This window comes from Mangrovactinospora gilvigrisea (assembly GCF_001879105.1).
In the GTDB taxonomy this organism is placed as follows: Bacteria; Actinomycetota; Actinomycetes; order Streptomycetales; family Streptomycetaceae; genus Mangrovactinospora; species Mangrovactinospora gilvigrisea.
Genome location: NZ_MLCF01000125.1, coordinates 1 through 25903, shown reverse-complemented (window position 1 = coordinate 25903; position 25903 = coordinate 1). Strand labels below are relative to the sequence as shown.

The window sequence follows — 25903 nt, the reverse complement described above, 5'->3', positions numbered from 1 at the left end:
TTGCGGACCAGGCCCACCAGGGGGTTGGCGGCGACCGCGGTGAGGTCGATGAGCGTGTCGAGGGGGCCCGCCGAGCGGTAGAGGCCGACGACGGCGAGGGTGCCGCCCGGGGCGAGGCGGTCCCGGAAGGCGGCGAGGGCCTCGTCGAACGGGAGGTGGTGGACGGCGGCGACGCAGGTGAGGGCGTCGAAGGGGCCGGCCGGCAGCCCGTCCGGGGCGCTGCCGACGGTGAACGCCACCCGCGCCGCGTCCGGCGTGTGCGCCGCCGCGCGGGCGACCACGTCCGCGTCGACGTCCATGCCGGTGACGCGGTCCGCGCGGGTGGCGAGCAGCCGGGCCAGGTCGCCCGTCCCCGAGCCGACGTCGAGCGCGGTGCCGGTGCGCGCCGGGAGCTGCCGCAGGATCCAGCCGTGGTAGCGGGAGTTGTGGTCCCAGGGGTAGGCGGCGTTGAGGCGGGCGAGGGCGTCGATCACGGGCTTCGGCAGGGCAGGCATCCCCCGATCACAGCATGCTCAGTCGCGGCGCGCCTGGTTCATGAAGGATTGGATCTGCAGCCAACCGGGGTCGGCCGGGGACGATTCGGTGACCTCGTCGAGGTCGGACGACTCCCAGGTGCGATCGCCGTCGGTGAGGACGAGGCCCTCCTGCGCCCAGGGGTCGGCCCACGGGTCGGCGACCTCGGCGGTGCCGGCGAGGAAGGCGTCGACCGGCTCGCGGGACGGCGGCGCGGAGGGTGCGCCGGCGCCCTCGATCTCCACCGTCGCCAGCTCGCCGCGTGCCGTGGCGACGGCCAGGGCGCCGGAGGCCGTCGATGCCAGGGCGGTGATCCGCGCGCCGTCGAGGAGGTCGTGGGTGACGGCCTCGCCCGAGGCGACGTCGATCTGGAGAAGCGTCCCCTCGGGGGTGCCGACCCACAGCCCCTCGGCGGTGTACGCGAGGTTCTGCCGCGACCAGGCCTGCATCCCGTCCAACCACTCCTGCGGGTAGGGGTAACCGGGTGACGGCTCGCCGAGGACGGCCCGCATCTCGCGCCGCAGCGACGGGAAGGCGAACACCTCCAGGGTGTTCCCGTAGGCGTTGCCGCGGATCGCGAAGTGCCGTCCGTCCGGGCTGAAGACGGGCGTCTCGTAGCCGTCGACGTCCAGGACCAGGGCGCGGCGCAGCACGTGCATCGCGCCGCCGCCGTCGGAGGCGGGCCGGGCGAAGAGGCCGAGCGTGGCGCCCTGGTCGCTGCGGAACGTCAGGAGCAGCCCGCCGGCGGGGTGTTGGGCGACGCCGGTGTCCCACCAGGGCGCCCGGGTGACGCGCCCGGTGGCGACGTCGACGACGTCGGTGCGGTCGGTGCCTTCGACGACGTCGGCGCCGTCGGCCGCGGCGGACGGCGACACCCACAGGGTGCGGCCGTCGGGGTGGAAGGCGAGGTCGCGGCAGCCCGCGCGGACGCCCTCGGCGGCCTCCGTCCCGGACGGCGTCAGCCGCACCGCGTACTCCTCGCCGGAGACGACCAGCACGGGCTCGACGGGATGCCAGGCCGCCGCCGGGGTGCGCCGGTACCGCTCCCAGCCGAAGGCGTCCCCGTACGGCTCCGACTCGCCGCCGACGGTGGTGATGCGGCGGACGGCGCCGCCCCCGGGCGCGGGCGACAGCAGATGGACGGCCGGCCGCTCCGCGTCCAGCCCGGCGAGCAGCGGCAGGCGGGGGTGGGCGATCAGGCGCTCGACGGCGCCGACCGCGGCGGTCTTCGAAACGGTGGGCATGGAAGGGAAGCTAGCCGCCAGGGCGGACATCCCGGCGGGGCACGAGCTCGACGAAGGAGCGGAACCCCGCCGGGGTGACCGGGCCGACCCGCAGCCCGGCCGCGGCGGCCACCGCGTCCAGCTCGGCGAGGCCGCGCTCCCGCCCGTTGAAGTAGCAGAGCATCCGCAGATCGCCCTCGCTGCCCGGATCGCCGGTGCTGCCGGCGGCGTCGAAGTGGTCGACGACCAGGATCCGTCCGCGGTCGCCGGCCGCCGCGGCGCAGTTGCGCAGGATGCGGGCGGCGTCCTCGTCGTCCCAGTTGTGCAGCACCCCGGAGAGCAGGTAGCCGCCCGCGCCCGCGGGCTCGACGCCGTCGAGGAAGCTGCCGGCCCGGCTCTCGGCGCGGTCCGCGAGGCCGGCGTCGGCGAGCGTCCGCTCGGCGCGGGACGCCGGGCCCGGGAGGTCGAACACCGCTCCCCGCAGCCCCGGATGGGCGCGCAGCACGGCGATCAGCAGGGTGCCGTCGCCGCCGCCCACGTCGACGACGCTGCCCAGCTCGCCGAACGGGTAGGCGGCGGCGACCTCCGGCACGTCCTCGGCGATCCGGGCGCTCATCAGGTCGTCGAAGTGGGCGGAGCGCGCCGGGTCGGCGGCCAGGTCCTCCCAGAAGGGGCGGCCGTACTGCTCGGGGAACGCCGGCTCGCCTGTGCGGACGGTGTGCAGCAGCCGGACGAAGCACAGGTCGGCGCGGCCGACCGAGCCGTCCTGGTCGAGCCAGGCGCGCATGCCGTCCGGGTGGTCGTCGCGCAGTTGCTCCCCCGTCGGCGTGAGCCCGAAGGCGCCGTCGTCCCCGGTGAGCACGCCGGCGGTGACCAGCCGGGCCAGCACCCGGCGCAGCGCGCCCGGATCGGCGCCGGTCGCCTCGGCCAACTCCGCGGCGGAGCGCCGCCCTTCGGCGATCCGGTCGGCGAGCCGCAGGGTGGCCGCCACCCGGACGGCCATCGGCGTCAGCAGATCGGCGGCCGCCCACAGCTGGCCGCCCCACCCCGTGCCCTGGTCCTCGCTCATCCCGCCCCGCCTCCGCACCGCGCCCGGGGGCCCGCTCCGGACCCGCGTCCCACCAGGATCCACCCCCGCCCCGCCCCGCGTCCGCAGCCTCGCCCGAAAGCGGGTGCAACCCATTCCGGGTCCGGATGGTCGAAGTACGTGCGATCGCCAAGGAAGTGAATATCCACAGCAGGGCCAGCAGCACCCGAAGCAGCCGACATCTGCCGGTCGGTCAGTTCGGGGGCTCCGCCGTGGAGTTCTGCGCTGACGACCGCACACGAAGCCGGAGCACCGCCCGTGAAGATCGCCTTTCTGATCCACAACGTCTACGGAATCGGCGGCACCAACCGCACCACGCTGAACCTGGCCGCGGCACTCGCCGACCGCCACCAGGTCGAGATCGTCTCGGTCTTCCGCAGCCACGACAAGGCGGTGTTCACCCCGGACCCGCGGGTGCGGGTCACCGCGCTGCTGGACGTCCGCCCCGGCGGCCCGGACCGCGAGCACCCGCTGCGGGCCGAGGCGTCCCGCTGCTTCCCCCGCCACGAGGCGCGCTTCCGGCAGTACAGCGCGCTGACGGACCGCCGGGTGCGGGAGTACTGCGCCGCCACCGACGCCGATGTGCTGGTGGGCACCCGTCCGGGCCTGATCGCCTATCTGGCCCGGTTCGGCGCCGGACGGATCCGCATCGGCCAGGAGCACCTGGCCCGCGACCACCACAAGGGCGCGCTGCGCGCCGAGATGTACCCCTACCTGGCGGCGATGGACGCCTTCGTCGCCGTCTCGGCCGCCGACGCCGAGGCCTACCGGGCGGCGCTGCCGCGGCTGGCGCCGCGCATCCACCACATCGCCAACGGCGTCCCCGCGCCGCCGCCCCCGCCGGACGGCGGCGTGCCGCGCGAGAACCTGATCGTGGCCGCCGGGCGGCTCGCCTCCGGCAAGGACTACGGCCTGCTGATCGACGCCTTCGCCCGGCTCGCCCCGCACCACCCGCGGTGGCGGCTGGAGATCTTCGGGGAGGGCCCGGAGCGGGAACATCTGGAACGGCGCATCGCCAGGCGGCGGATGGCCGGCCGGGCAGTGCTCCGCGGCCCCGTGCCGGACCTGGCGCCGGAGTGGGCGCGGGCCTCGATCGCCGCGTCCGCGTCCCGCCGGGAGTCGTTCGGGATGACGCTGGTGGAGGCGATGCGCAGCGGGGTGCCGGCGGTCTCCACCGACTGCGACTACGGGCCGCGCGAGATCATCCGGGACGGCAAGGACGGCCTGCTGGTGCCGGTCGGGGACGCCGCGGCGATGGCGGCGGCGCTGCGCTCGCTGATCGAGAACCCGGAGCGGCGGGCGCTGATGGCGGCCGCCGCGCTGGCGGAGTCGGCGCGCTTCGACCCGGCCAACCTGGCCGCCGAGTACGAGGAGTTGATCGGCGGGCTCGCCCCGTCCACCCGCCGCGTCCCCGAGCACGAGGAGCTGCCGGTGGTGGACGCGGGCACCGAGCCGGACGGCACGGTGGTGCTGCGGCTGCGCCACGGCGCGCCGCCCGGCGCCGGGGGCATCGACCCGGCCGCGGAGGGCGCCCCGCTGCTGGTCTGCTCCGCCCGGCAGGACCGCACGCTGCGGGTGCCGCTCGTCCCGGACGCGGACGGCACCGTCCGCACCGCCCCCGACGAGGCGTTCGCGCCCGGCCTGTGGGACGTCCATCTGCATCCCGGCGGCGGGGACATGCCGCTGCCGGTGCGCCCGGGCAGGCTGGAGTCGGCGCCCCCGCCGCACGGCTGGGTCGGCGACCTGCGTCGCCCGGTGCGGCTGGTGCGGCCGGGCCTGGAGGGCGGCAGCGGCCGGCTCTACCTGCGGAGCTGGAACTTCCCGCTCAGCCCGGAGGTGGAGGAGGTGCGCGCGGAGGGCCGCAAGCTGGTGCTCCTCGGCCGGCTGGTGGGCCCCGGGCCGGTGCCGGACGGGGCGCCGGTCCCGGTGCTGCGGCTGCGCGGCGGGCGGGGGCGGGAGTTCACCGGTTCGGGCTCGTGGACCGGGGAGCGCGCCTTCCGCCTGGTGGTGCCGTGCCGGGGGTTCGCCGCCGGGCTCGCCGCGGACGCCGCCAAGGGGGGCAAGGGCGGCGCCCGGGTGTGGGACCTGCATCTGCGGCTGGGCGGCTCGGACGGGGAGACGATCCGTCCGCGCAGCGTGCTCGCCCATGCGCCGGAGGGGCGGGCGCTGCCGGGCGTGGCGGGGTTCGAGGCGCGGGCCCGTCAGCGGATCGACGTCAAGCGGCGGTTGGCGGTGGCGCTGGGACGCCGGCGCCCCGCGGCCAAGGGCCGCGGGGCGGGGGCGGTGGTGCTGCGGGTGGAGCCCTACCGCACCGAGGCGGGGGACGTGGCCGTGACGGTCAGGCCGCGCTGAGGCGCCGTCACCGCGTCGTGGGCGGAGTCGGCGGCGGCCGCGCCGGCAGCGGTGTCGGCTGCGGCGGCGGCCTCCCGGGGCTTCTCGCGGAGCAGCAGCCCGGCGGTGAGGATCATCAACGCGGCGGTCGCCCAGTGGACGCCGAGGGCGGTGGCGAGCGGGCCGTGGTGGGTGATGACCGCGGTGCCGTCGAAGATCGGGGCGATCGCGTCGAGGAGGACCACCCAGCCGAGCGTGCGGCGCTGGCGGCGGATGAGCAGCATCGCCAGGCCGGCGGCGAGGGCGAGGTCGAGCCCGGCCTTGGTCATGAAGTAGCCGGCGGCGTTGCCGGTCGGGTAGGGGGTGAGGCCGAAGCCGGAGGCGGCGTACTCCGGGACGACCAGGAACTGGATGCCGAACGAGGCGGCGGCCACCGTGATGAGCACGGCGAAGACGGTGGTCGTGGTGCGCAGGGGCGAGCGGGTCATGGTCGGGCTCCTGTCCGGGACTCACGTGACCTAGCGGCGCTAGGAACAGGAGCGACAGTAGCAGTGTCATCGAAAGACTGTCTAGCGATGCTAGAAAAATGGTCGCCGACGCTCCGTCACCCGGGCGGCGGGCGCGGGGAGGCGGGACCGCCCGCGCGCCGGTGAAGTGGCCCGTGACGAGCCAGTGGCGCTAAGGAGAGTGGTCGGGATGACGGTCGGATTCGTGCTCGGCGGCGGCGGGGCGCTGGGGGGCCATCAGGAGGGCATGCTGCGCGCGCTCTTCGAGTCCGGCGTCGTGCCCGAGCTGGTGGTGGGCACCTCCATCGGCTCCATCCAGGGCGCCATGCTGGCGGCCAACCCGACGCCGTCCGTCGTCCACGAGCTGTCGGACCTGTGGATGAACTGGGCCGCCTCCGGGGTGATGAACCCGACGTTCAGCGGCTGGTTCGACAACGTCAAGCACCGCCGGGCCGGGCTCACCAACGACACCCTGCGGCTGCGCATCATCGAGCGCTACATCGGCCGCGACACCCGCTTCGAGGACCTGCGGATCCCCTTCCAGGCCACCGGCGCCTCGATCGAGACGTCCTCGGTCGTCTACTTCGACAAGGGCCGGGTCGTCCCCGCGCTGATGGCCTCCTCCTGCGTCCCGGGCCTCTGGCCGCCGGTGGAGATCGACGGGATGCACTACTTCGACGGCGGCCTCGTCGACAGCCTCCCGGTGGGGCGCGCGGTCACGATGGGCGCCACCGACATCTACGTCCTCCAACTGCGGCAGACCGCGCACCCGCTGAAGACGCCGCGGATGCCGTGGGAGGTCGGGCACGTCGCCTTCGAGCTGAGCCGCCGCAACGCGGTGGAGGCGGAGATCTCCCGGCCGCGCAAGGGCGTCACCGTCCATGTGCTGCCCAGCGGCGAGGACGAGGTGCGCGACGAGAACGAGAAGACCCGCCGGCGCGGCGGGCAGCTGGAGCTGATCCGGCGCCGCATCTCGGCGGGCTACGACGCCGCCTCCCGCTACCTGGCGGAGAACCCGCCGCGGACCGGCACCCGGCGGCTGCGCGCCGCCTCCTGACGGCCCGCGCCGCCGCCGTCCGGCCCGCCGCGAATCCACCAGCACGGCGTTAGCTGCGCGTTAGCGGGACGGCCCAGGATCAATGGTGACGGACGGGACCGCCTCCCGCGCCAACTGCCCCGGCGCCAAGGGAGACGGGCCCGTCCGTCGTTGCGCTCCGGCCGCCGCGCGCGGTCAGCCGGTGAACTGCACCGCCTGCTGGTACGTCGGGCGGTTCTGCCAGCCGATCGTGCCGTCCGTGACGCCGCCCATCGGCCGCTGCACGATCGAGTCCGCGCACCACTGGTCGCCGGCCTTGCAGCTGCTGTCGCCGGGGTAGACCTGGGACGCGCTCTCGGCCGCGGCCTGGCCCAGGGTGGTCAGCAGCACCGTGCGGCAGGCGGACGGCGAGCCCCCGCCGCAGTAGCCGTCGCCGAGGCCGCCCGCGACCGGCCGGCCGAGCACCGTGCGCAGGTCCTTGTCCAGGTAGGACCACCAGCCGTACTGGAAGGACGAGCCCTTGTGCGGCTGCGACTCGTTGACGTCCGAGGAGCCGGTGCCGCCGTTCTGCCCGCCGGACGGCGACTCGTTGATCTGCAGCGCGCCGGTGAGGGCGGTGTAGAGGCCGTCCCCGAGGCCGGGCTTGAACTCGGCCTCGACGGCCAGCGGCCACCAGGCGTCCATCACCCGGATGGCGTCGGCGTCCGCATAGGTCCTGCTCCCCGCCGAGGTCTCCACCCGGCGGGCGCCGTCCCGCTGCCAGGCCGTCAGCTCCTGGACGGCGGCGGCCTGCTGCGGGTCCGTCACCTTCGACGGGTCGCCGATCACGGCGAGCATCTTCGGCAGCACGTCCTCGCCGCGCAGATCGGTGACCGCGGCGTCCTCCATCGCCTGCACCATCTGCGCCCGGGTGATCGCCGCGCCGCCGCCGCGCACCCGGTCGACCAGCGCCTTGACGCGGGAGTCCAGCAGGTTGGAGCGGTGCACGCTGCCGTCGCCGAAGCCGGCGGCGGTGGTGCCCAGCGCCTGCTTGTTGTTCCAGGAGACGTAGTAGTCCTGGTCGGCGGAGTGCGGATGGGTGGCGGCCGGCTCCTGGGCGGAGGCGCCGGTGTCCGGGTTCCAGCCCTGCCACTCCTGCGCGGCGTCGGCGGGGAGGTTCGGGTCCATCCCCGAGGCCCGCACGGGGTTGCCGCCGGAGTTGAAGTACGCGGTGTGCCGGTCACTGGCGTAGAACCAGTTGAAGGTGAAGTTGACCTCGGCGGCGGACTGCTGGAAGTCGGCCGGGGTGGCCATCCGCGCCGGGTCGTCGAAGGCCTGGAACCCGATGATGGAGTCGGCCTCGTGGCGGTAGCTGGAGCGCTGGCTGGTGTAGGCGACGGGGGCGCCGCCGACCGTGGCGCGGTACTGGACCAGCCCGAAGCGCGTCCGATAGACGATCAGCTTGTAGGAGCCGGCGGCCGTCTGGTCGGCGAGGGTGGGCTTCCAGGAGTCGTCGCGCTCCAGCGTCTCCATCTTGGTGCAGGGGCCGGAGTCGCCGTTCTGACGGTAGTAGAGCGAGTCCTTGCTCGGTGTGCCGGTGGCCGAGCCGTCGGGGGCGCAGAGCTTGACGGCGAAGGTGTCGGTGACGTCCTGGCCCGCGGAGGTGGCGCTCCAGGCGTAGTTCGGGCCGCGGCCGAGCAGCACGTACATGCTCAGGCCGGCGAAGGAGGCGCCGCGGGCGTGCAGCCCGGGGCCCTGCAGCTCCTCCAGCATCAGCAGCTGGGGCGCGTAGTAGCCGGTCTGCGGGCCGAAGACGGCGATGGGGTGGCCGTCGTCGGTGTACTTGCCGTTCACCACCAGGGCGTTGGACATGCCGTGCTTGGCGGTGAGCATGTCGCCGGGCAGCACGCCCTTGTCGAAGACGCCCTTGAGCGGGGCGAGCTTCGCCGGGGCCTTGGCGCTCGCGCCCGCGGGGGCGAGCTGGCGGGCGCCGGCGGCCGCGGAGCCGGTGGGGTCGAAGACCTCCTGCTGGGCGGTGACGGAGCCGGGGTCGGGCATCGCCACGCCGGTGGGGTGGGCGGGGCTGGCGGCGTACGGGAAGGACGTCCCGTCATGGACCGTCAGATCGGCCTCGGGGTCGTTCTCCTCGCGGAACGCGGCCCACACCCGGTCGCCCTTCGCGGTGCCGTAGCGGGCGTCCGCGGCCTCCTTGACCAGCGCGGACTGCACCTCGCCGCCCCCGCCGCTGCCGAACAGCGCGCCGATCACGCCGGCGATGGCGACCAGGTCCTCGGGGGTGAAGGGCGCGATGCCGCCGGCGTTGGTGATCGGGTCGATATGGCCGGTGAGGTCGTACTCGCCGGGGAAGTCGCGGTCGCTGTGGGCCTTGGCGGCGTAGGCGTTGACGCCGCCGAGGTAGGCGTCGATGTCGGCCATCGCCTGCTGCCCGGCCGGGCCGCTGCTCGCGATCGACCGCACCTGCTGGGTGAGGTCGGCCTCGGTGTAGGGCGCGGCGGCCCAGAAGGACTGCTCCAGCTGCCGGTTGGCGGCGGCGCCGCCGGCGAACGAGCTGAGCTCGCCGCGGCCGACATGGCGGAAGAGGTCCATCAGCCACAGCCGGTCGTTGGCGGCGGCCCAGCCGGCGCCGTACTCGGTGGCGGCGCGGGTGGTGCCGGTGATGTGCGGGATGCCGGCGGCCTTGTCGCGGACGATGGTGACGCTGCCGCCGCCGGCCTGCATGGTGGTGCTGCTCTCCACCTGGCCGGCGGGGACGCCGAACGACGAGTCGTTGAAGTACCTGTTGATCGTCGAGTCGGTGAGCGACCGGTAGTCGTCGGCGAGCTCGGCGTAGGTGGGGAGCTGGTCGTCGGTGTGCGCGGGGTGGGTGCCGAGGGCCCGGTTGGCGAGGATGTCGGCGAGGGTGGCGTTGCCGTTCTCGCCGGGCGGCAGGATGTCGCCGCACTGGCCGCCGCACTGGTCCGCGGCGGTGTCGGCGGCCGCCGGGCCGGTGGCGGTCGCGGCGGGGGCGCCGGCCGCGGCGAGGACGAGTGCGGTGACGGCCGCCGTTAAACCGCGGCGTAGCTTGCGGGTTGCTCCGGCCATGCGTTTCCCCTCTTCGCGATGGATGGCCGATCACGCTACTCGCGGGTAAAGAGTTGTGGAAGAGGGCATGCACATGGCGCCTTGGCCGTTCACCCGTTCGAGCGATTCCGGACGCTTCGGCGGCGCAACGGGGCGAACGCGTGGCGTAGTTGACGGTGGGTCGGGAAGGGCCCGGCCGAGGCGGGATCCAGGGGGTGGACCGGCATGGTGGACGCACGCTATCTGCGGGGCATCGAGGCGGCGATCGAGGAGAAGGGGTACGTCGTCCAGTACGTCGGCGGCGACTACTGCGAGCAGTGCGAGGAGTGCGGGCGCGTCCCGGCGGAGGACGACGCACCGCCCTTCGCGTACACCATCGGCCTGGCGCACTGGCCGGGGCGGCGGTACGAGCTCGCCGTCGCGGGGATGGATCCGGGGTGCGCGGCCGCCGTCCTGGGCTCGGCGGCCGACCGCCTGGTCCTCGCCGGCCTGGCCCCCGCGGAGGGGCTGGTCCTGGAGGCCGCGGCGGAGGGCTTCCCGCTGCGGCTCCGGCGGGCCGGCCGCCAGGAGGAGTTCACGCTCCTCCCGGCGTTCTTCGGGGCGTCGGCCCCGCCCCCGGTCTGGCAGGTCCTAGCGCCGGACCGCCACGGGAGGTTCCCCGGCGAGCCGAGGTACGACGGGCCGGGGGATCAGCCCCTGCTGTGACGGCAGAACCCCGCGCCCCGTCAGGGGCGCGGGGAACTGCGCGAGTGCCCCGGACTCAGCCGTGGCGCGGGGGCCGACCTCTCACCCCGCGGCGCCACCGTCCTCGTGGGAGTCGTGCGCGCGCCGTGCGAACAGCTTGACCAGATCGGACATCACATACCGGTTCGTCGCCTCCTCGTCGATCAGGTGCATGTCGACGAGCCGCTCCAGCGACTCCTCCACCTGATCCGGCGACGCGCCGGCCAGCGCCGCCGCCGCGGAGGCGTCGATCGCGCCCTCCAGGCCCAGCCCCTCGCCGAGCGCCTCCAGCAGCCGCGCGTCGTCCGCCGAGAGCCGGGCCACCGACATCCGCAGCGCCGTCTCGATCCCGGTGTCCTCCACGGACAGCAGGCTCAGCCGGCGCCGCTCGTCGCGCAGCGCCGTCGCCAGCCGGGCGAGCCGCCACCGCGGCCGCGCCGCCAGCTGCGCCGAAGCCGCGCGCAGCGCCAGCGGCAGCCCGCCGCAGAGCGCCACCAGCTCGCGCGCCGCCTCGGGGTCGTCGGCGATGCGGTCGGGGCCGAGCATGGCGCCGAGCAGGGCGACGCCCTCCTGCGGCTCCAGCACCCGCAGCCCCACCGGCCGCGCCCACTCGGTGGCGACCAGCCCGTCCAGCCGGCTGCGGCTGGTGACCAGCGTCGCGCTCCGCGGTCCGCCCGGCAGCAGCGGCCGCACCTGCGCCGAACCGCCCGCGTTGTCGAGGACGACCAGCATCCGCCGGTCGGCGACCAGGGTGCGGAAGAGCGCCGAGGCGGCCTCCTCCCCCGAGGGCAGCTGCTCGGCCGGCACGCCCAGCGCGGAGAGGAAGTCCCGCAGCACATCGGCCGGCCGGGCCTGCCCCGACGCGCCGCCCTCCCCGAAGCCGCGCAGGTCGGCGAAGAGCTGCCCGTCCGGGAAGGCCTCGGCGTGCCGGTGCGCCCACTGCACGGCGCAGGCCGTCTTGCCCACCCCGGCCGGGCCGGAGACCACGGCCAGCGGTCCCCCGCCGTCCGCCGCGCCGCTCTCCGTCAGCACCCCGGTGAGCGCGTCGAGTTGGGCCTCCCGGCCGAGGAAGCGGGCCGGCGGCCGCGGCAGCAGCCGGGGCACCGTGTGCGCGGCCGGCCCGGCGGAGGCCAGCGCCTCCCGCGGATCGACCGCCGCCCGCGGATCCGCGGCGCGCGGATCGGCGGGCCGCTGCTCGGCCGGGGCCGCCGCCCGCGGGTCGGCCGGACGGGACGGCGCCGCCTCCGGCTCCGCCTCGGCCCGGAGGATCTCCTCGTAGGCCTGGTTGAGCCGGCGGCCCGGGTCGATGCCGAGCTCCTCGTCGAGCAGCCGCCGGGTGCGGTGGAACCACTCGATGGCGTCCGACTGCCGGCCGGACCGGTAGAGGGTCAGCATCAGCTCGGCGATCAGCCCCTCCCGCAGCGGGTGGGCGACGGCCGCGTCGTAGAGCACCGCGGCGGCGTCCTCGTGCTCGCCCTTCGCGTCGTAGGCGCGCGCCAGCGCCTCCACCGCGCTGATCCGCCGCTCCTCCAGGGCGTGCGCGGCCGCCGCGAAGGGCGGGCTGGTCACGGTCCCGGAGAGCGCCGGACCGCGCCAGAGCGCCAGCGCCTCGCGCAGCAGCGGCACCGCGTCCGACGGCGCCTCCCGGGGACGGGCCAGCGCCACCAGCTCGCCGAACCGGTGGGCGTCGATCAGTTCGGGCGGCAGGCGCAGCAGGTACGCCGAGCCGCGGGTCGCCAGCTCGACGCCGAACGCCTCGGCGTCGGCGCCGGCGAGCGCGGTGCGCAGTTTGGAGACATGGCCCTGGATGACAGTGCGGGCGTGCTCCGGCGGTTCCTCCTCCCAGAGCGCCTCGACCAGGCGCTCCACCGGGACGGCCGTGTTGGGCTGCAGCGCCAGCAGCGCGAGCACGCTGCGGCGCTTGGCCGGTCCCAGATCGATTTCGGCGCCGTCCGGACCACGGACGGCTACGGTTCCCAGCAGTGCGAACTCCAACTCAGCTCCCTCGCACGCCGTTACGGGACGAGACTACTGGGCGAACCGGTCTCGCAGGGCAGGACACAAGGGGCACGGGATGACGCATGCTTGCAGGATAGGGATCCCCCGGGGGTTCCCAGCAGGGGCGCCGCATTGCCATGCGTGTTCGTTACCAACCCAACCTTCGGCGGACGTCGCGCGTCTTCAGTGACTGAGAAGCCTAGGAGGACCACCGATGGCCGTATTGACGACCGCACCGCCGAGCGCTTCTCCCCGCGCCTCATGATGGCTACCACGGGTGGCCGCGCCGGCACCCACCGTTCCCGAGGCCCTCGGAAGAAGCGCAGCCCCCTGAAGATCGGCGCGATCATCGCCTCGCTCTTCGTGCTGGTCGTCGCGGGCTGCGGCGCGTTCGTCTACGAGAAGCTCAACGGCAACATCAAGGGCTCCTCGCTCTTCAACGGCACCAGCGGCGACGCCGGCAGCGAGAAGCCGGACGCCTACGGGCGCACCCCGATCAACATCCTCGCCATCGGCTCGGACGGCCGCAGCAACAAGGCCGACTGCAAGATCGGCGGCGACTGCGGGCCCGGTCAGAACGCGGATGTGCAGATGGTGGTGCACATCAGCGCCGACCGCTCCAACGCGACGGTGATGAGCATCCCCCGCGACCTGAAGATGCAGCTGCCGGCGTGCAAGGACCCCGACACCAAGCAGTCCTTCGCCGGCGGCTACGACAAGATCAACGCCTCGCTGCAGTACGGCCCAGGCTGCACGGTCGCCGCCGTCCACCAGTTGACCGGCATCCCCATCGACCACTTCGCGATGGTCGACTTCCAGGGCGTCATCAAGATGTCGGACGCGGTCGGCGGCGTGCAGGTCTGCGTCAGCGACAACGTTTACGACACCTACTCGCATTTGAAGCTGAAGAAGGGCGACCACACCCTCCAGAACCTGGCGGCGCTGGAGTTCGTCCGCTCCCGGCACGCCTTCGGCACCGGCACCGACATCGGCCGCACCTACGCCCAGCACCTCTTCCTCTCCTCGCTGATGCGGAAGATGAAGGGCGCCGGCACGCTGGCGAACCCCACCAAGCTCTACTCGCTGGCCAACGCCGCCACCAACGCGCTGACCGTGGACAACGGGATCAAGAGCATCACCAAGCTGGTCGGGCTCGGCGAGGACGTCAACAAGGTGCCGTCCGACCGGATGACCTTCGTCACCATGCAGAACCAGCTGGACGACGCGGGCAATGTGCACATCCTCCCGGCCGCCTACAACCTCTTCAACGCCATCAAGAACGACCAGTCGCTGACCACCTCCTCGGGCGGGAAGTCCAAGGTGGCCGCGTCGGCTACGGGCAAAGCGTCGCCGTCGGCGTCCGCCGGGTCCTCGGTCGACAGGGCGAAGGTCTCGGTGACGGTCGAGAACGGCATCGGCCCGACGGCCCGCGGCCGCGCCTCCACCGTCCAACAGGCGCTGACCGCGCAGGGCTTCGCCGCCGGCGGCACCGCCAACGCCACCCAGACGGCCTCCACCACCCTCTGGTACGGGCCCGGCGAGAAGGCCGAGGCGCAGGCGGCGGCGGATGCGCTGGGGCTGCCGTCCTCGCATCTGAAGCAGGGGTCGTCGGCCGGGCTGGTGCTGGTGGTGGGCACCGACTGGCCGACCGGCACCAGCTATCCCGGCGGCACCGGCTCCGGCTCGGGTTCGGATTCCGGCTCGGGCTCGGGTTCGAGCGGCGGGAAGTCCGGCGGATCCTCCTCGGACGCCACCGACGGGGCGCACGCCCAGACGGCCGGGGGCAAGTCCTCGGGCTGCGCGCCGGTGAGCCGCTTCAAGACGGTCTCGCTGAACGGCGTCCCGATGACGCCGACCCAGGCCTACGCCGAGGCGAAGGACAAGCCCGACTCGGCTCCGTGATCCCGGGATCCAAACCCGCTCAGCGCGGCAGCAGCCCGCGGCGGCGCGCCTCGGCGACCGCCGCGGTGCGGCTGTCCACGCCCAGCTTGGTGAAGACGTGCACCAGATGGGACTTCACCGTTGCCTCGGTGACGAACAGCCCGCGCGCGATGGCCCGGTTGGAGCGGCCCTCCGCGACCAGCCGCAGGATCTCCGCCTCCCGCGAGGTGAGCGCCGGCGCCGGGTCCCGCATCCGGGAGACCAGCCGGGAGGCGACCACCGGGGCGAGGACGGTCTCCCCCGACGCGGCGGTGCGCAGGGCGCGCAGCAGCTCCTCCGGCTCGGCGTCCTTGAGGAGGTAGCCGGTCGCCCCGGCCTCCACCGCCCGCAGGATGTCGGCGTCGCTGTCGTAGGTGGTGAGCACCAGGACGCGGGGCCGCGGCTCGGGCAGCGCCCGGATCCGGCGGGTGGCCTCGGCGCCGTCGCCGCCCCCGCCCAGGTTGAGGTCCATCAGGACGACGTCGGCGCCGCCGGCCGCGGCCCGCGCCACGGCCTCGTCGGCCGAGCCGGCCTCGCCGACCACCTCGATGCCGTCGGCGGCGGCGAGCAAGGCCCGCAGCCCGGCCCGCACCACCGGGTGGTCGTCCACCAGCACCACGCGCACCGCGCTCATGACGCGCCCCCGGACGCCGCGTCCAGCGGGATGCGGGCGGCGACCGCCGTCCCCTCCCCCGGCGCGGACTCCACCACCAGCTCGCCGCCGACCTCGGCGAGCCGGCCGCGCATCGCCCGCAGCCCGAAGCCCGTCCCGGCGGTCTCGGCGGCGCGGCCCCGGCCCGCCTCCACGGCGGCCGCGTCGAAGCCGCGCCCGTCGTCGGCGACGTCCATGGTCACCGCGTCCGGCTGGAAGGCGAGCGCCATCCGCACCCGGCGCGCGCCGGCGTGCGCCACGGTGTTGGCGAGCGCGCCCTGCGCCACCCGCAGCAGCGCCACCTCGACGCCGGTGGGCAGCGCGCACGGCTCGCCGTCGACGGTGAACTCGGCGTCCAGGCCGGCGCCCTCCCGGGCGTCCTCGGCGAGCCGGCGCAGCGCGTCGGTGAGCGGGCGGCCGTCCAGCGCGGCGGGCGCCAGCGCCCGCACCACCCGCCGGGTCTCGTCGAGCGCCTGGCGGGCGGTGGCCGAGGCGGTGCGGACGTGCCGGCGGACGTCCTCGCCCTGCTCGCCCTCGGCGGCGCGGAGCAGCAGCACGATGCTGGAGAGGCCCTGCGCCACGGTGTCGTGAATCTCCCGGGCGAGCCGCTCGCGCTCGGCCAGCCGTCCGGCCTGCCGCTCGGTGGCGGCGAGTTGGGCCTGGGTCTCGACCAGCTCGGCGAGGAGCAGCCGGCGCCGCTCGCTCTCCCGCTGCAGGGTCTGGTAGACGGCGGACATCACCACGGCGACGCCCGCGCCGATCGCCGGGCCGAGCACCCCGGCGACGCTGAAGCCGACGGAGGCGCCGTACCCGACGACGGCCGCGCCGGTGATCACCGCCACCGAGGGCAGCGCCCAGCGCAGCGGCAGCAGGTGCATGCAGAGGAAGAAGAGCGGGAACGCCAGCCAGACGAAGTCCGAGGAGAGCGGCATCGCTGCCGCCCACAGCACCACCAGCCCGCCGAGCCAGGCCGGGCCCGCCCAGGTGCGGCCGCTGCGGCGGGCGAGCGCCGCGCCGCCGGCGTACCAGCCGAGCAGCGCCACGGCCGCGAGGGCGCCCAGCGCGGTGCGGCCGGGGCCGGCCGGGCCGATCCCGAGGCGGGCCGCGGCGACGGCGGCGAGCAGCACGAACAGCAGGTGCTCGGCCCAGGCCAGCACGGTGAGGGCGTTGGGGCGCCCGCGGCCGCCGTGCATGGGGTCGGTGGCGCGCAGCTCGGCCGGCACCTCGGGCACGGCGGACGCGGCGGACGCGGCGGACGCGGGTGGTCCGGTGCGCGGAGGCGGCGGCGGATTCGGGGCGGTTTCGGACATCTCTTCCCATGATCCTCGATGGCGGCGGTTTTCCTCCCGCCGAGGCGCCGTCTCCAACTTTTGTGGGAGGCCGGGACCCAACCTTCGGGTCCGCGGCTCCCATCCGGCGCGCGACGCGCCCGCACCCCTACCGGCCGGAGGCTTGAGGACATGTTCATCGCCCTCCGAGACCTCCGCTTCGCGCGCGGCCGGTTCGCCCTCCTCGGCACCGTCGTCGCGCTGCTCACGCTGATGGTGGTGATGCTCTCCGGCCTCACCGCGGGCCTGGGCGCGGCCGGCGTCTCCGCGCTGCAGCGGCTGCCCGCCGACCATCTGGCCTTCCAGCGCCCCACCGGGCAGAGCCCGACGTTCACCGGCAGCTCGCTGCCTGCCGGGGCGGCGGCGAAGGCCGGCGCGGTGCCCGGGGTGGAGTCGGCGCGGCCGCTCGGCACCGGCGCGGCGAAGCTGGCGTGGGCGGCGGGCGGCGAGCGGCACGGGAGCCGCAGCGAGTCGGTGAGCGTCTTCGGCGCCGGGCCGGGCTCGGACCTGGCGCCGCGGCCGACCGCGGACGGCCGCATCCAGATCAACCGGACGTTCGCGGACGACACCGGGCTGCGCGTCGGGCAGCGCGTCGCGCTGGGCGGCCGGACGGTGACGGTCGACGCGATCGAGGACACCGGGTCCTTCGCCCATCTGCCGGTGGTCTTCACCTCGTTGACCACCTGGCAGCAGGTGACCCGCGCCCAGCAGCCCACGGTGCTGGCGCTGCGACTCGCCTCCCCCGCGGCCGCGGCGCGGGTGGACGCGGCGGCCGGCACCCGGACGCTGACGCTGGCGAAGTCGTACGGCGCGGTGGACGGCTACAGCGCCGAGCAGACCTCGCTCAACCTGATGCGCGGGCTGCTGCTGATCGTCTCGGCGCTGGTGGTGGGCGCGTACTTCACGGTGTGGACGGTGCAGCGCGCGCACGATCTGGCGGTGGTGCGGGCGATGGGCGCCTCCCGCGGCTATCTGCTGCGGGACGCGCTGGCCCAGGCGGTGGTGGTGCTGGTGGTCGGTGGCGCGGCGGGGACGGCGGTCGCCTTCGGCGCGGGCTCGCTGGCCGCGCGCGCGGCGCCGTACCAGGTCTCGGCGGGGACGGTGCTGCTGCCGTTCGCGCTGATGACGGTGGTGGGACTGGTGGGTTCGATGGTGACGGTGCGCCGGGTGGCGTCCGTCGATCCGCTGACGGCGTTGGGAGCGGCGCGATGAGTCTTGAGCTGGAGTCGGTGACGCTGGGCTACCCGGACGGGGAGCGGCGCCGGATCATCCTCGACGGCATGGATCTGGCCGTGGCCGGCGGCGAGTTGGTGGCGGTGACGGGCCCGTCGGGCTCGGGCAAGTCGACGCTGCTGGCGGTGGCGGGGACGCTGACGCCGCCGGAGTCGGGACGGGTGGTCGTCGGGGGCGTCGACGCGGGGTCGCTGCGCGGCGGCGCGGCGGCGCGGCTGCGGCGGGAGCGGGTGGGGTTCGTCTTCCAGCAGGCGAACCTGCTGGGGTCGTTGACGGCGCGTGACCAGCTCCTGCTGGCGGCGCACATCGGCGGGAGGCGGGTTCGCGCGGCGGATCGCGCGCGGGCGGAGGAGCTGCTGGGGCGCGTGGGGCTGGCCGGGAAGGAGGGGCGGCGTCCGCACCAGCTTTCGGGGGGCGAGCGGCAGCGGGTGGGGGTGGCGCGGGCGCTGATGTCGCGGCCGGCGGTGCTGCTGGTGGACGAGCCCACCTCCGCGTTGGACCGCGAGCGGGGCGCGGACGTGATGGCGCTGCTCGCGGAGGTGGTCCGCGAACAGGGCGTCGCCGGGGTCGTGGTGACGCACGACCTCGAGAACGCCTCCGTCGCGGACCGCGTCGTCGCCCTCCGCGACGGCCGCTTGACGTCCCCCGTCCGGTCCGCGCGGTGATGCCGCCCTGAACCCCGGCACCCCACCCGGGGTGGACGCGGCGCCAGCGCCATCGGCACCCGCCGACACCGTGCGAAACCCCGGCAACACCCCCAGAGCCGACCCGCTGCCAGGTCCCCCGGCTCACGCCAGCGCGAAACGCCGGGCGTGCCGCCCGGGGTGGACGCGGTGCCGGCGGCGCCGGCATCCGCCGACACCCGCGAGCCCCGGCGACACACCCGGTACCGACCACCGCCGGTCCCTCCGCTTACGCCAGAGCGAAACGCCGGGCGTGCCGCCCGGGGTGGACGCGACGCCGGCACCGTCGATAGTGGCAGACACCCGTGCAAAGCCCCGGCAACCCACTCGGAGCCGTCCGCCTTCCCCCGGCTCACGCCAGCGCGAAGCGCCGGGCGTGCCATCCGGGACGGGCGCGGTGCCAGCGCCATCGGCATCCGCCGGCACCGTGCAAAGCCCCGGCAACACACCCGGAGCCGACCCGCTGCCAGGTCCCCCCGCGCACGCCAGCGCGAAACGCCGGGCGTGCCGCCCGGGGTGGGCGCGGTGCCGGCGGCGCCGGCAGCCGCCGATACCCGCGAGCCACGGCGACACACCCGGTACCGACCACCGCCAGCCTCCCCCCGCTCGCGCCAGCGGAAGCGCTGGGCGTGCCGCCCGGGGTGGGTCAGTGGGGGGATTGGAGGCGGGATGTGAGGCGGGACTTGGCCTTGGGCCACTCCTCGGCGAGCATGGAGAAGTAGACCGTGTCGCGCCAGGTGCCGTCCGCGCGGCGGCGGTGGCGGCGGAGCGTCCCCTCCTCGCGCGCCCCCAGGCGCGCGATCGCCGCGCGGGAGCGGGCGTTGAGGTGGTCGGTCTTCCACGCCACCCGCCCCATCCCCAGCTCCTCGAACGCGTGCGTGCACAGCAGCAGCTTGGACTCGGTGTTGACCGCCGTCCGCCACACCTTGCGCGCGTACCAGGTCCACCCGATCTCGACGCGCTCGTCGGCCTCGCTGATGTCCCAGAAGCCCGTCCACCCCACCGCGCGGTCGCCGTCCTGACGGTCGATCACCGCGAAGCACACCCCGCCCCGCGACGGATCGAGGACACCGCGCATCACCTGCTCCAGCTCCGCCTCGGTCTGCGGCGCGCGGCCCGGCTGCCAGCGCCAGACCTCCTCGTCGCCGCCGCCCGCCGCGAACAGATCACCGAGGTGATCGATCCGCAGCGGCTCCAGCCGCACCCGCTCGCCCGTCAGGACCGTCGGCAAAGGTCTCTTCGCAACCATGGCCCGGACCCTACACGATTTCGTTCTAGACACAATAAACTGATGTATTAATACAGACAGGGATCCGCGTCGTTCCGGTAATGTCCCGCCATGGCGAACACCACTCGACCCCAGACGCAGGCACCCGGCAGGCCGTCCCTCGACAGCCTGGCCGCGGTATGGAGCCGCCGCTGGGACGCCGAGCAGGTATACGCCTTCGACCGCTCCGCGCCCCGCTCCGACGTCTACGCGATCGACACCCCGCCGCTGACCGCCAGCGGCGCCATGCACATCGGCCACGCGTTCTCCTACACCCACGCCGACGTCATCGCCCGCTACCGCCGGATGCGCGGCAACGCGGTCTTCTACCCGATGGGCTGGGACGACAACGGCCTGCCCACCGAGCGCCGCGTGCAGATCCGGTACGGCGTGCGCTGCGACCCCTCGCTCCCCTACGACCCCGACTTCACCCCGCCCGCCGAGGCCCCCGCCGGCTCCAACGACCCCGCCCGCCAACTCCCCGTCTCCCGCCGCAACTTCATCGAGCTGTGCCGGCGGGCCACCGAGGAGGACGAGGAGGCCTTCGAGGAGCTGTGGCGCCGCCTCGGCCTCTCCGTCGACTGGTCGCTCGCCTACCGGACCATCGACGACAACTCCCGCGCCGCCTCCCAGCGCGCCTTCCTGCGCGCGCTGGCCCGCGGCGAGGCGTACACCGCCGACGCCCCCACGCTGTGGGACGTCACCTTCCGCACCGCCGTCGCGCAGGCCGAGCTGGAGGACCGGGAACGCCCCGGCGCCTTCCACGACCTGCGGTTCACCACCCCCGACGGCGCGACCGACGCCGTCATCGCCACCACCCGCCCCGAACTGCTGCCGGCCTGCGTGGCCGTGGTGGCGCACCCGTCCGACGAGCGGTACGCCGCGCTGATCGGCGGCACCCTGCGCACCCCGCTCTTCGGCGTCGAGGTGCCCGTGCTGGCGCACCGCCTCGCCGACCCGGAGAAGGGCACCGGGCTCGCGATGGTCTGCACCTTCGGCGACACCACCGACATCGTCTGGTGGCGCGAGCTCGACCTGCCCACCCGCTCCGTGCTCGGCTTCGACGGCCGGCTGCTCGCCGAGCCGCCCGCCGCGCTGGAGTCCGACGCGGCCCGGGAGGCGTACGCGCGGCTGGCCGGGGCCACCCCGCACACCGCCCGGGAGCGGATCGTGGCGATGCTCCGGGAGAGCGGCGAACTCCTCGGCGAGCCGCGGAGGATCAGCCACCCGGTGAAGTTCTACGAGAACGGCAGCAAGCCGCTGGAGATCGTCACCACCCGCCAGTGGTACCTGCGCAACGGCGGACGCGACCCGGAGCTGCGCGAGCGGCTCCTCGCCCGCGGCCGCGAACTGGCCTGGCACCCGCCGCACATGCGCACCCGCTACGAGAACTGGGTCGAGGGCCTCGCCGGCGACTGGCTGATCAGCCGTCAGCGCTACTTCGGGGTGCCGCTGCCGGTCTGGTACCCGCTGGACGCGGAGGGCGAGCCGGTCCACGAGAAGGCCATCGCGCCCGACGAGGCCGCGCTGCCGATCGACCCGGCGACCGACACCCCGCCCGGGTACACCGAGGCGCAGCGGGACGTGCCCGGCGGCTTCACCGCCGAGACCGACATCATGGACACCTGGGCGACGTCCTCCCTCACCCCGCAGATCGCCGGCGGCTGGGAGCGGGACCCGGAGCTGTTCGCCAAGGTCTTCCCGATGCATCTGCGGCCCCAGGCCCACGAGATCATCCGGACCTGGCTCTTCTCGACGGTGCTCCGCGCCGACCGGGAGAACGGGTCGCTGCCGTTCTCGGACGCGATGATCTCGGGCTGGATCCTCGACCCGGACCGCAAGAAGATGTCGAAGTCCAAGGGCAAGCCGCTCACCCCGGTCGACCTGCTGGAGGAGTTCGGGTCGGACGCGGTCCGCTACTGGGCGGCCGCGGCGCGCCCCGGCACCGACACCGCCTTCGACACCGGCCAGATGCGGGTCGGCCGCCGGCTCGCCACCAAGGTGCTCAACGCGGCCCGGTTCGTCATCGGCGTGGTCGGCGAGGAGCCGGGCGGCCGGGAGGCGGTCACCGAGGTGCTCGACCGGGCGATGCTCGCCGAGCTGGACGCGGTCGCCGCGGAGGCGGCGCGCGCCCTGGACGGGCTGGACCACGCGCGGGCGCTGGAGGCCGTCGAGCGGGTCTTCTGGACCTTCTGCGACGACTACCTGGAGCTGGTGAAGGCCCGGGCCTACGGCGACACCGGCGCCCCGGCGGCGTCCGCCTCGGCGCGGGCGGCGCTCTCGGTGGCGCTCTCCGCGCTGCTGCGGATGCTGGCGCCGGTGCTGCCGTTCGCGACGGAGCAGGCCTGGCACGAGCGGTACGGCGAGGACGCGCCGTCGATCCACGGCGAGGCCTGGCCGCAGGGCGCGGCGGCGGCGCCCGACGGCGCGGCGGACGCGCTGCGGGTGGCGTCGGAGCTGATCGCGGCGGTGCGGCGGGCCAAGAGCGAGGCGAAGGCCTCGATGCGGGCCGAGGTGGTGGGCCTGGCCGTGCGCGGGCCCGCGGTGGTCCGCGACGTGCTGCCGGACGTGGTGGCCGCGGGGCACGTCACCGGGCCGGTGGAGATCGGCGAGGACGAGGCCCTGGAGGTCGCCGTCCGGCTGTGAGCCGCGGCCGGGGTCCGGCCGCCCGCGCCCCCGACGGGGCCAAGCTCACAGCGCGAAGATTCGCCGCTTCCTGGGCGTTCGCGTCAGAATCGGGCAGAAGATCCCTGTATTCCGCCCGAAGAGGACACGGACGCCCATGCGCCCCCAGCAGCTCACCACCGGCCGCCGCACGGCCGGGCTGCGCGTGCGCGTCTGGGTCACCTGTCTGCTGATCATCGTCGGCGGGGTGGCCTACGACCTGTTCACCCCACCGGGGTACACCGCCACCTTCGTGCTGACGGTGCCGCCGGCGATCGCGGCGATCTCGATGCGCCGCATCGACGCGGTGATCATCACCCTGCTGAGCGTCGGCACCGCCACCGCCATGGTCTTCCTCTGGCACTGGCACGACGGCGAGGCGATGCTGGAGCTCTATCTGCAGTACCTGCTGGCGGCGATCAGCCTCTACGTCTGCTGGGAACGCTACCGCCGGGAGTCCGAGCTGCAGACGGCCCGCACCATCGCGGAGACCGCGCAGCGCGCGGTGCTGCCGACGCTGCCGCCGCGCCTCGGCGGGATGCGGGTCTCGGCCCGCTACTCCGCCGCCTACAGCCCCGCCCGGATCGGCGGCGACTTCTACGCCGTCGAGGACTCCCCGTTCGGGCTGCGCGCCGTCGTCGGCGACGTCCGCGGCAAGGGACTGGGCACCATCGACACGGTGGCCGCCCTCACCGGCACCTTCCGGGAGGCCGCGCACCACGCCCGGGACCTCGCCCAGGCCGCCCGCTGGATGGAGGCCGCCCAGCTGCGGCTCGCCAGCACCCGGCGGCGGGCCGCGGAGGCGGAGGACGGCGAGGGCGCGGAGAGCGAGTACGAGCTGGAGTCGTTCGCCACGGCGGTGCTGGTCGAGCTCACCGAGGACCGGCGCGAGCTGCGCGTCGTCAACTGCGGCCATCCGCAGCCGCTGCGGCTGCGCGGGGAGACGGTGGAGCCGATCGCGCCGGCCTTCTCGCGGGCCCCGCTGGGCCTCGGCCCGCTGGTCGGCGACACCTCGGGCGGGCCGATCGGGGTGGTGCCCTGGACGCCGGGCGACGTGCTGCTGCTCTTCACCGACGGCCTGGTGGAGGCCCGGGACTCGGCCGGGGAGTTCTACGACCCCCGCCCGCTGCTCGCCCGGCGCGGCGCGGACGCCCCGCTCGACCTGCTGCTGCGCCACCTCGGCGAGGACGCCCGCCGGCACAGCGGGGGCAGGCTGGGGGACGATCTGGCGCTGCTGGCGATCGCGTAGCCGTTCGCGGGGGCACCGGCGGTCAAACAGGGGTAAACCTGACCTAAGGGACCATTCGTGGCTTGTGTCCGCTCCGGGAGGTGACTCCCATGAATGCCCTCGTCCAACACCAGCACCAACACCACCACCGCGCCGCCGAGCTCGACGAGCGCTACGCCGTCGACCACCGGCTGGCCCAGGTCTACCGCTGGGGCGCCGGCGTCGGAGGGCTGATGCTCGTCCTCTTCGGCATCGCGGGAATCGTCAACGAGGTCGGCTTCTTCGCCACCCACGGCGCCCGCATCGCCGGCATGACCACCAACGGCGCGCTCGGCGCGCTCTCCGTCCTGGTCGGCGTCGTCCTGATGGCCGGCGCGGTGATCGGCGGCAACACGGCCTCCACCGTCAACACCGTCTTCGGCGTGCTCTTCGTGCTGAGCGGGTTCGTCGGCCTGGCGGTGCTGGACACCTCGGTCAACTTCCTCGCGTTCACCATGTCGAACGTGCTCTTCAGCTTCGTCTTCGGGCTGGTGCTGATGGTCTTCGGGATGTACGGGCGGGTGGTCGGCAGACTGCCGCACGACAATCCCTACTGGCGGGCCCGGCATCCCGGGCACCCCGACGCCGGGCGGTCCCGGAAGATGCTGGGATCGGGATCGTAGACCCGGGATCGCAGACCCGGGATCGTAGGCTCCGGTGCATGACCGATGCTGCTGAGCAGGAATTCGAACTGAGCGGTGCCACGCGGCGCGTGCTCTCCCGCAAGCTCCTCCAGGCGCAGGCGGACGGGCGCGCGCCGTCCGCCGTGGGAGCGGTGGGACGCGACGGGGAGCTGCTGTGGTGGGACTCCGTCTCCTGCGTCCCCGGGCACGCGCCCGGGCGGGATGTGCAGTACCGCATCGGGTCGATCACCAAGACCTTCACCGCGGTGCTGGTGATGCGCCTGGTGGAGGAGGGCCTGGCGGGCCTGGGGGACGCGGTCGGCAAGCACCTCCCCGAGCTGCCGGACTCCGTCGCGGACGCCACGCTCGCCCAACTGCTCAGCCACACCTCCGGATTGACCGCGGAGACGCCGTCGCCGTGGTGGGAGCGGACGCCGGGGACGCTGCGTCCGGCGCTCGGCGATGTGCTGCGGGACCCCGTGCGGGTGCACGCCCCGGGGGACGTCCACCACTACTCCAACCCCGGGTTCGCGCTGCTTGGCGCGGTGGTGGAGCGGCACCGCGGGGTGCCGTGGGCGGACGCGGTGCGGGACGGGATCACCGTGCCGCTGGGCCTGGCGCGGACGGCGGCGCTGCCGAGCAGGACCTCGGCCGGCGGGTTCGCCGTGCATCCCTGGGCGGACCTGCTGATGAAGGAGAAGGTGCAGCACACCGGGGTGATGGCGCCGGCCGGCGAGCTGTGGTCGACGGCCGGGGACCTCACCCGGTTCGCGGGGTTCCTGCTGCGCGGCGACGAGCGGGTGCTGGGCCTGAAGTCCCTGGAGGCGATGCGGAGTCGGGCGAGCGGCGGCGCGCCGGGGTCGAAGGACTCCGAGGGGTACGGGTTCGGGCTGCAGGTGGCGCGGCGGGACGGGTTCGGGGGGCGGGCGCTCTTCGGGCACGGCGGGTCGATGCCGGGGTTCGTGGCGGGCCTGTGGATCGACCCGGGGACGGGCGTGAGCGGCGTCGCGATGGCGAACGCGACGAGCGGGTTCGCCTCGGCGTCGCTGTCGGTGGACCTGGCGCGGGAGGTGGTGCGCAGCGGGGAGCTGACCGGGGACGCCCTGGCGGAGTGGCGTCCGATGCCGGCGGGGGACGCGGACGAGGGGCTGCTGGCGCTGACGGGCGTCTGGTACTGGGGGGCGGCGCCGATGGCGGTGCGGCTGCGGGCGGGCCGGGTGCTGGAGCTGGGGCCGGTGGGCGGATACGGGCGGGCGTCGCGGTTCCGCCCGGTGGGCGAGCGGGAGTGGGTCGGCGAGGACGGGTACTACGCGGGCGAGCCGCTGGCGGTCGTCGACGGCCGGCTGGACGTGGGGTCCTTCGTCTTCACCCGGGAGCCGTACGGCGAGGGGGCACCAGGCGGCGTCGACGGCGCAGGCTGGCACGGCCTGTAAGCCCGCGTGCGGCGCGAAGCGCCGACGGACGCGCCGGGCGGAGCCACGGCACGTCGCACGCCGACCCGGCAGCCTCCCACGGGCGCACCCCCCGCCCCACGGCGCGAAGCGCCGGGGCGGCGGGCAGGGCAGAGGCGCGGCACTCCGCACGCCGACCCAACGACCTCCCACGGCGCCCCCGCCGCGCCCACCCCGGCACCCCGCCGATCTCGCGGCAGCAAGACGCCGTCCGGCCCGCCGGGCAGAGCCACGGCACGTCGCACGCCGACCCAGCAGCCCCCCACGGACACCCCCCGCCCCACGGCGCGAAGCGCCGGGGCGGCGGGCAGGGCAGAGGCGCGGCACTCCGCACACCG

General features: G+C 75.0%; 19 protein-coding genes. 10 read left to right on the top strand and 9 right to left on the bottom strand.

Features of this window, described 5'->3' with window-relative positions:
• The 3 genes from BIV57_RS19385 to BIV57_RS19375 all read right to left on the bottom strand — a co-directional run.
• A partial coding sequence (locus tag BIV57_RS19385) for a class I SAM-dependent methyltransferase (protein WP_071658124.1) occupies positions 1-494 on the bottom strand: 494 nt, incomplete at its 3' end.
• Positions 495-512: 18 nt separating this feature from the next.
• A complete protein-coding gene (locus BIV57_RS25390; RefSeq protein ID WP_107409632.1) occupies positions 513-1757 on the bottom strand; it encodes a TolB family protein in 1245 nt (414 codons plus the stop codon).
• Positions 1758-1767: 10 nt separating this feature from the next.
• Positions 1768-2805: an ArsR family transcriptional regulator gene (locus BIV57_RS19375; RefSeq protein ID WP_071658123.1), complete on the bottom strand. Its 1038-nt coding sequence runs from the start codon at positions 2803-2805 to the stop codon at positions 1768-1770.
• A 276-nt stretch (positions 2806-3081) separates the two neighbouring features.
• On the opposite strand from BIV57_RS19375, the gene BIV57_RS19370 reads away from it, so the two are divergent.
• Entirely contained in the window at positions 3082-5175 is a 2094-nt protein-coding gene (locus tag BIV57_RS19370) for a glycosyltransferase (protein WP_071658122.1), read from the top strand.
• On the opposite strand, the gene BIV57_RS19365 is transcribed toward BIV57_RS19370, so the two are convergent.
• Positions 5127-5642, bottom strand: a complete 516-nt coding sequence (locus BIV57_RS19365) for a DUF4267 domain-containing protein (protein ID WP_071658121.1) — start codon at positions 5640-5642, stop codon at positions 5127-5129. The two genes, BIV57_RS19370 and BIV57_RS19365, sit on opposite strands and share 49 nt — an antisense overlap.
• A 208-nt stretch (positions 5643-5850) precedes the next feature.
• Here BIV57_RS19365 and BIV57_RS19360 point away from each other — a divergent pair, with 208 nt between their 5' ends.
• Positions 5851-6717, top strand: coding sequence for a patatin-like phospholipase family protein (locus BIV57_RS19360; RefSeq protein WP_079170493.1), 867 nt, complete (start codon positions 5851-5853; stop codon positions 6715-6717).
• A gap of 174 nt (positions 6718-6891) precedes the next feature.
• Here BIV57_RS19360 and BIV57_RS19355 read toward each other — a convergent pair whose 3' ends face one another.
• On the bottom strand, positions 6892-9777 hold the full coding sequence (locus BIV57_RS19355) for a penicillin acylase family protein (RefSeq protein ID WP_071658119.1): 2886 nt from the start codon (positions 9775-9777) through the stop codon (positions 6892-6894).
• Positions 9778-9981: 204 nt separating this feature from the next.
• On the opposite strand from BIV57_RS19355, the gene BIV57_RS19350 reads away from it, so the two are divergent.
• On the top strand, positions 9982-10461 hold the full coding sequence (locus BIV57_RS19350; RefSeq protein ID WP_071658118.1) for a DUF4262 domain-containing protein: 480 nt from the start codon (positions 9982-9984) through the stop codon (positions 10459-10461).
• An 81-nt stretch (positions 10462-10542) separates the two neighbouring features.
• On the opposite strand, the gene BIV57_RS19345 is transcribed toward BIV57_RS19350, so the two are convergent.
• A complete protein-coding gene (locus BIV57_RS19345; RefSeq protein ID WP_071658117.1) occupies positions 10543-12474 on the bottom strand; it encodes an AfsR/SARP family transcriptional regulator in 1932 nt (643 codons plus the stop codon).
• Positions 12475-12738: 264 nt separating this feature from the next.
• Here BIV57_RS19345 and BIV57_RS19340 point away from each other — a divergent pair, with 264 nt between their 5' ends.
• Positions 12739-14379 (top strand): LCP family protein, encoded by a 1641-nt coding sequence (locus BIV57_RS19340; protein WP_245797811.1) that lies wholly within the window; start codon positions 12739-12741, stop codon positions 14377-14379.
• A 19-nt stretch (positions 14380-14398) separates the two neighbouring features.
• Here the strand turns inward: BIV57_RS19340 and BIV57_RS19335 are convergent, their stop codons facing one another.
• On the bottom strand, positions 14399-15031 hold the full coding sequence (locus BIV57_RS19335; protein WP_071658116.1) for a response regulator: 633 nt from the start codon (positions 15029-15031) through the stop codon (positions 14399-14401).
• Positions 15028-16359, bottom strand: coding sequence for a sensor histidine kinase (locus tag BIV57_RS19330; protein ID WP_245797810.1), 1332 nt, complete (start codon positions 16357-16359; stop codon positions 15028-15030). Before BIV57_RS19330 ends, BIV57_RS19335 begins: the two co-directional genes overlap by 4 nt.
• A gap of 150 nt (positions 16360-16509) precedes the next feature.
• Between BIV57_RS19330 and BIV57_RS19325 the strand changes: the two genes are divergently transcribed.
• Complete coding sequence (locus BIV57_RS19325) at positions 16510-17589, top strand: ABC transporter permease (RefSeq protein WP_071658115.1); 1080 nt, start codon at positions 16510-16512, stop codon at positions 17587-17589.
• Positions 17586-18275 (top strand): ABC transporter ATP-binding protein, encoded by a 690-nt coding sequence (locus BIV57_RS19320; protein WP_071658114.1) that lies wholly within the window; start codon positions 17586-17588, stop codon positions 18273-18275. The genes BIV57_RS19325 and BIV57_RS19320 overlap by 4 nt, the downstream gene beginning before the upstream one ends.
• A 664-nt stretch (positions 18276-18939) precedes the next feature.
• On the opposite strand, the gene BIV57_RS19315 is transcribed toward BIV57_RS19320, so the two are convergent.
• A complete protein-coding gene (locus BIV57_RS19315; protein WP_071658113.1) occupies positions 18940-19542 on the bottom strand; it encodes a GNAT family N-acetyltransferase in 603 nt (200 codons plus the stop codon).
• A 90-nt stretch (positions 19543-19632) separates the two neighbouring features.
• Between BIV57_RS19315 and valS the strand changes: the two genes are divergently transcribed.
• The 4 genes from valS to BIV57_RS19295 all read left to right on the top strand — a co-directional run bounded on the left by valS (position 19633) and on the right by BIV57_RS19295 (position 25547).
• Positions 19633-22206 (top strand): valine--tRNA ligase, encoded by a 2574-nt coding sequence (gene valS / locus BIV57_RS19310; RefSeq protein ID WP_071658112.1) that lies wholly within the window; start codon positions 19633-19635, stop codon positions 22204-22206.
• Between the two features lie 136 nt (positions 22207-22342).
• Positions 22343-23473, top strand: a complete 1131-nt coding sequence (locus tag BIV57_RS19305; RefSeq protein ID WP_071658111.1) for a PP2C family protein-serine/threonine phosphatase — start codon at positions 22343-22345, stop codon at positions 23471-23473.
• An 89-nt stretch (positions 23474-23562) separates the two neighbouring features.
• Positions 23563-24114, top strand: coding sequence for a DUF4383 domain-containing protein (locus BIV57_RS19300; protein WP_071658110.1), 552 nt, complete (start codon positions 23563-23565; stop codon positions 24112-24114).
• Positions 24115-24152: 38 nt separating this feature from the next.
• The gene (locus tag BIV57_RS19295; protein WP_071658109.1) at positions 24153-25547 is read left to right on the top strand and encodes a serine hydrolase domain-containing protein; all 1395 of its coding nucleotides are present in this window, start codon (positions 24153-24155) and stop codon (positions 25545-25547) included.
• Positions 25548-25903 lie beyond the last annotated feature (356 nt).

Excerpts from the sequence above, each read along its gene's own strand:
- BIV57_RS25390 (WP_107409632.1), bottom strand. The coding sequence starts at position 1,757 with ATGCCCACCGTTTCGAAGACCGCCGCGGTCGGCGCCGTCGAGCGCCTG.
- BIV57_RS19350 (WP_071658118.1), top strand. The coding sequence starts at position 9,982 with ATGGTGGACGCACGCTATCTGCGGGGCATCGAGGCGGCGATCGAGGAG.
- valS (WP_071658112.1), top strand. The coding sequence starts at position 19,633 with ATGGCGAACACCACTCGACCCCAGACGCAGGCACCCGGCAGGCCGTCC.
- BIV57_RS19325 (WP_071658115.1), top strand. The coding sequence starts at position 16,510 with ATGTTCATCGCCCTCCGAGACCTCCGCTTCGCGCGCGGCCGGTTCGCC.
- BIV57_RS19315 (WP_071658113.1), bottom strand. The coding sequence starts at position 19,542 with ATGGTTGCGAAGAGACCTTTGCCGACGGTCCTGACGGGCGAGCGGGTG.
- BIV57_RS19375 (WP_071658123.1), bottom strand. The coding sequence starts at position 2,805 with ATGAGCGAGGACCAGGGCACGGGGTGGGGCGGCCAGCTGTGGGCGGCC.
- BIV57_RS19360 (WP_079170493.1), top strand. The coding sequence starts at position 5,851 with ATGACGGTCGGATTCGTGCTCGGCGGCGGCGGGGCGCTGGGGGGCCAT.
- BIV57_RS19300 (WP_071658110.1), top strand. The coding sequence starts at position 23,563 with ATGAATGCCCTCGTCCAACACCAGCACCAACACCACCACCGCGCCGCC.
- BIV57_RS19330 (WP_245797810.1), bottom strand. The coding sequence starts at position 16,359 with ATGTCCGAAACCGCCCCGAATCCGCCGCCGCCTCCGCGCACCGGACCA.
- BIV57_RS19295 (WP_071658109.1), top strand. The coding sequence starts at position 24,153 with ATGACCGATGCTGCTGAGCAGGAATTCGAACTGAGCGGTGCCACGCGG.
- BIV57_RS19335 (WP_071658116.1), bottom strand. The coding sequence starts at position 15,031 with ATGAGCGCGGTGCGCGTGGTGCTGGTGGACGACCACCCGGTGGTGCGG.
- BIV57_RS19365 (WP_071658121.1), bottom strand. The coding sequence starts at position 5,642 with ATGACCCGCTCGCCCCTGCGCACCACGACCACCGTCTTCGCCGTGCTC.
- BIV57_RS19320 (WP_071658114.1), top strand. The coding sequence starts at position 17,586 with ATGAGTCTTGAGCTGGAGTCGGTGACGCTGGGCTACCCGGACGGGGAG.
- BIV57_RS19355 (WP_071658119.1), bottom strand. The coding sequence starts at position 9,777 with ATGGCCGGAGCAACCCGCAAGCTACGCCGCGGTTTAACGGCGGCCGTC.
- BIV57_RS19340 (WP_245797811.1), top strand. The coding sequence starts at position 12,739 with ATGATGGCTACCACGGGTGGCCGCGCCGGCACCCACCGTTCCCGAGGC.
- BIV57_RS19305 (WP_071658111.1), top strand. The coding sequence starts at position 22,343 with ATGCGCCCCCAGCAGCTCACCACCGGCCGCCGCACGGCCGGGCTGCGC.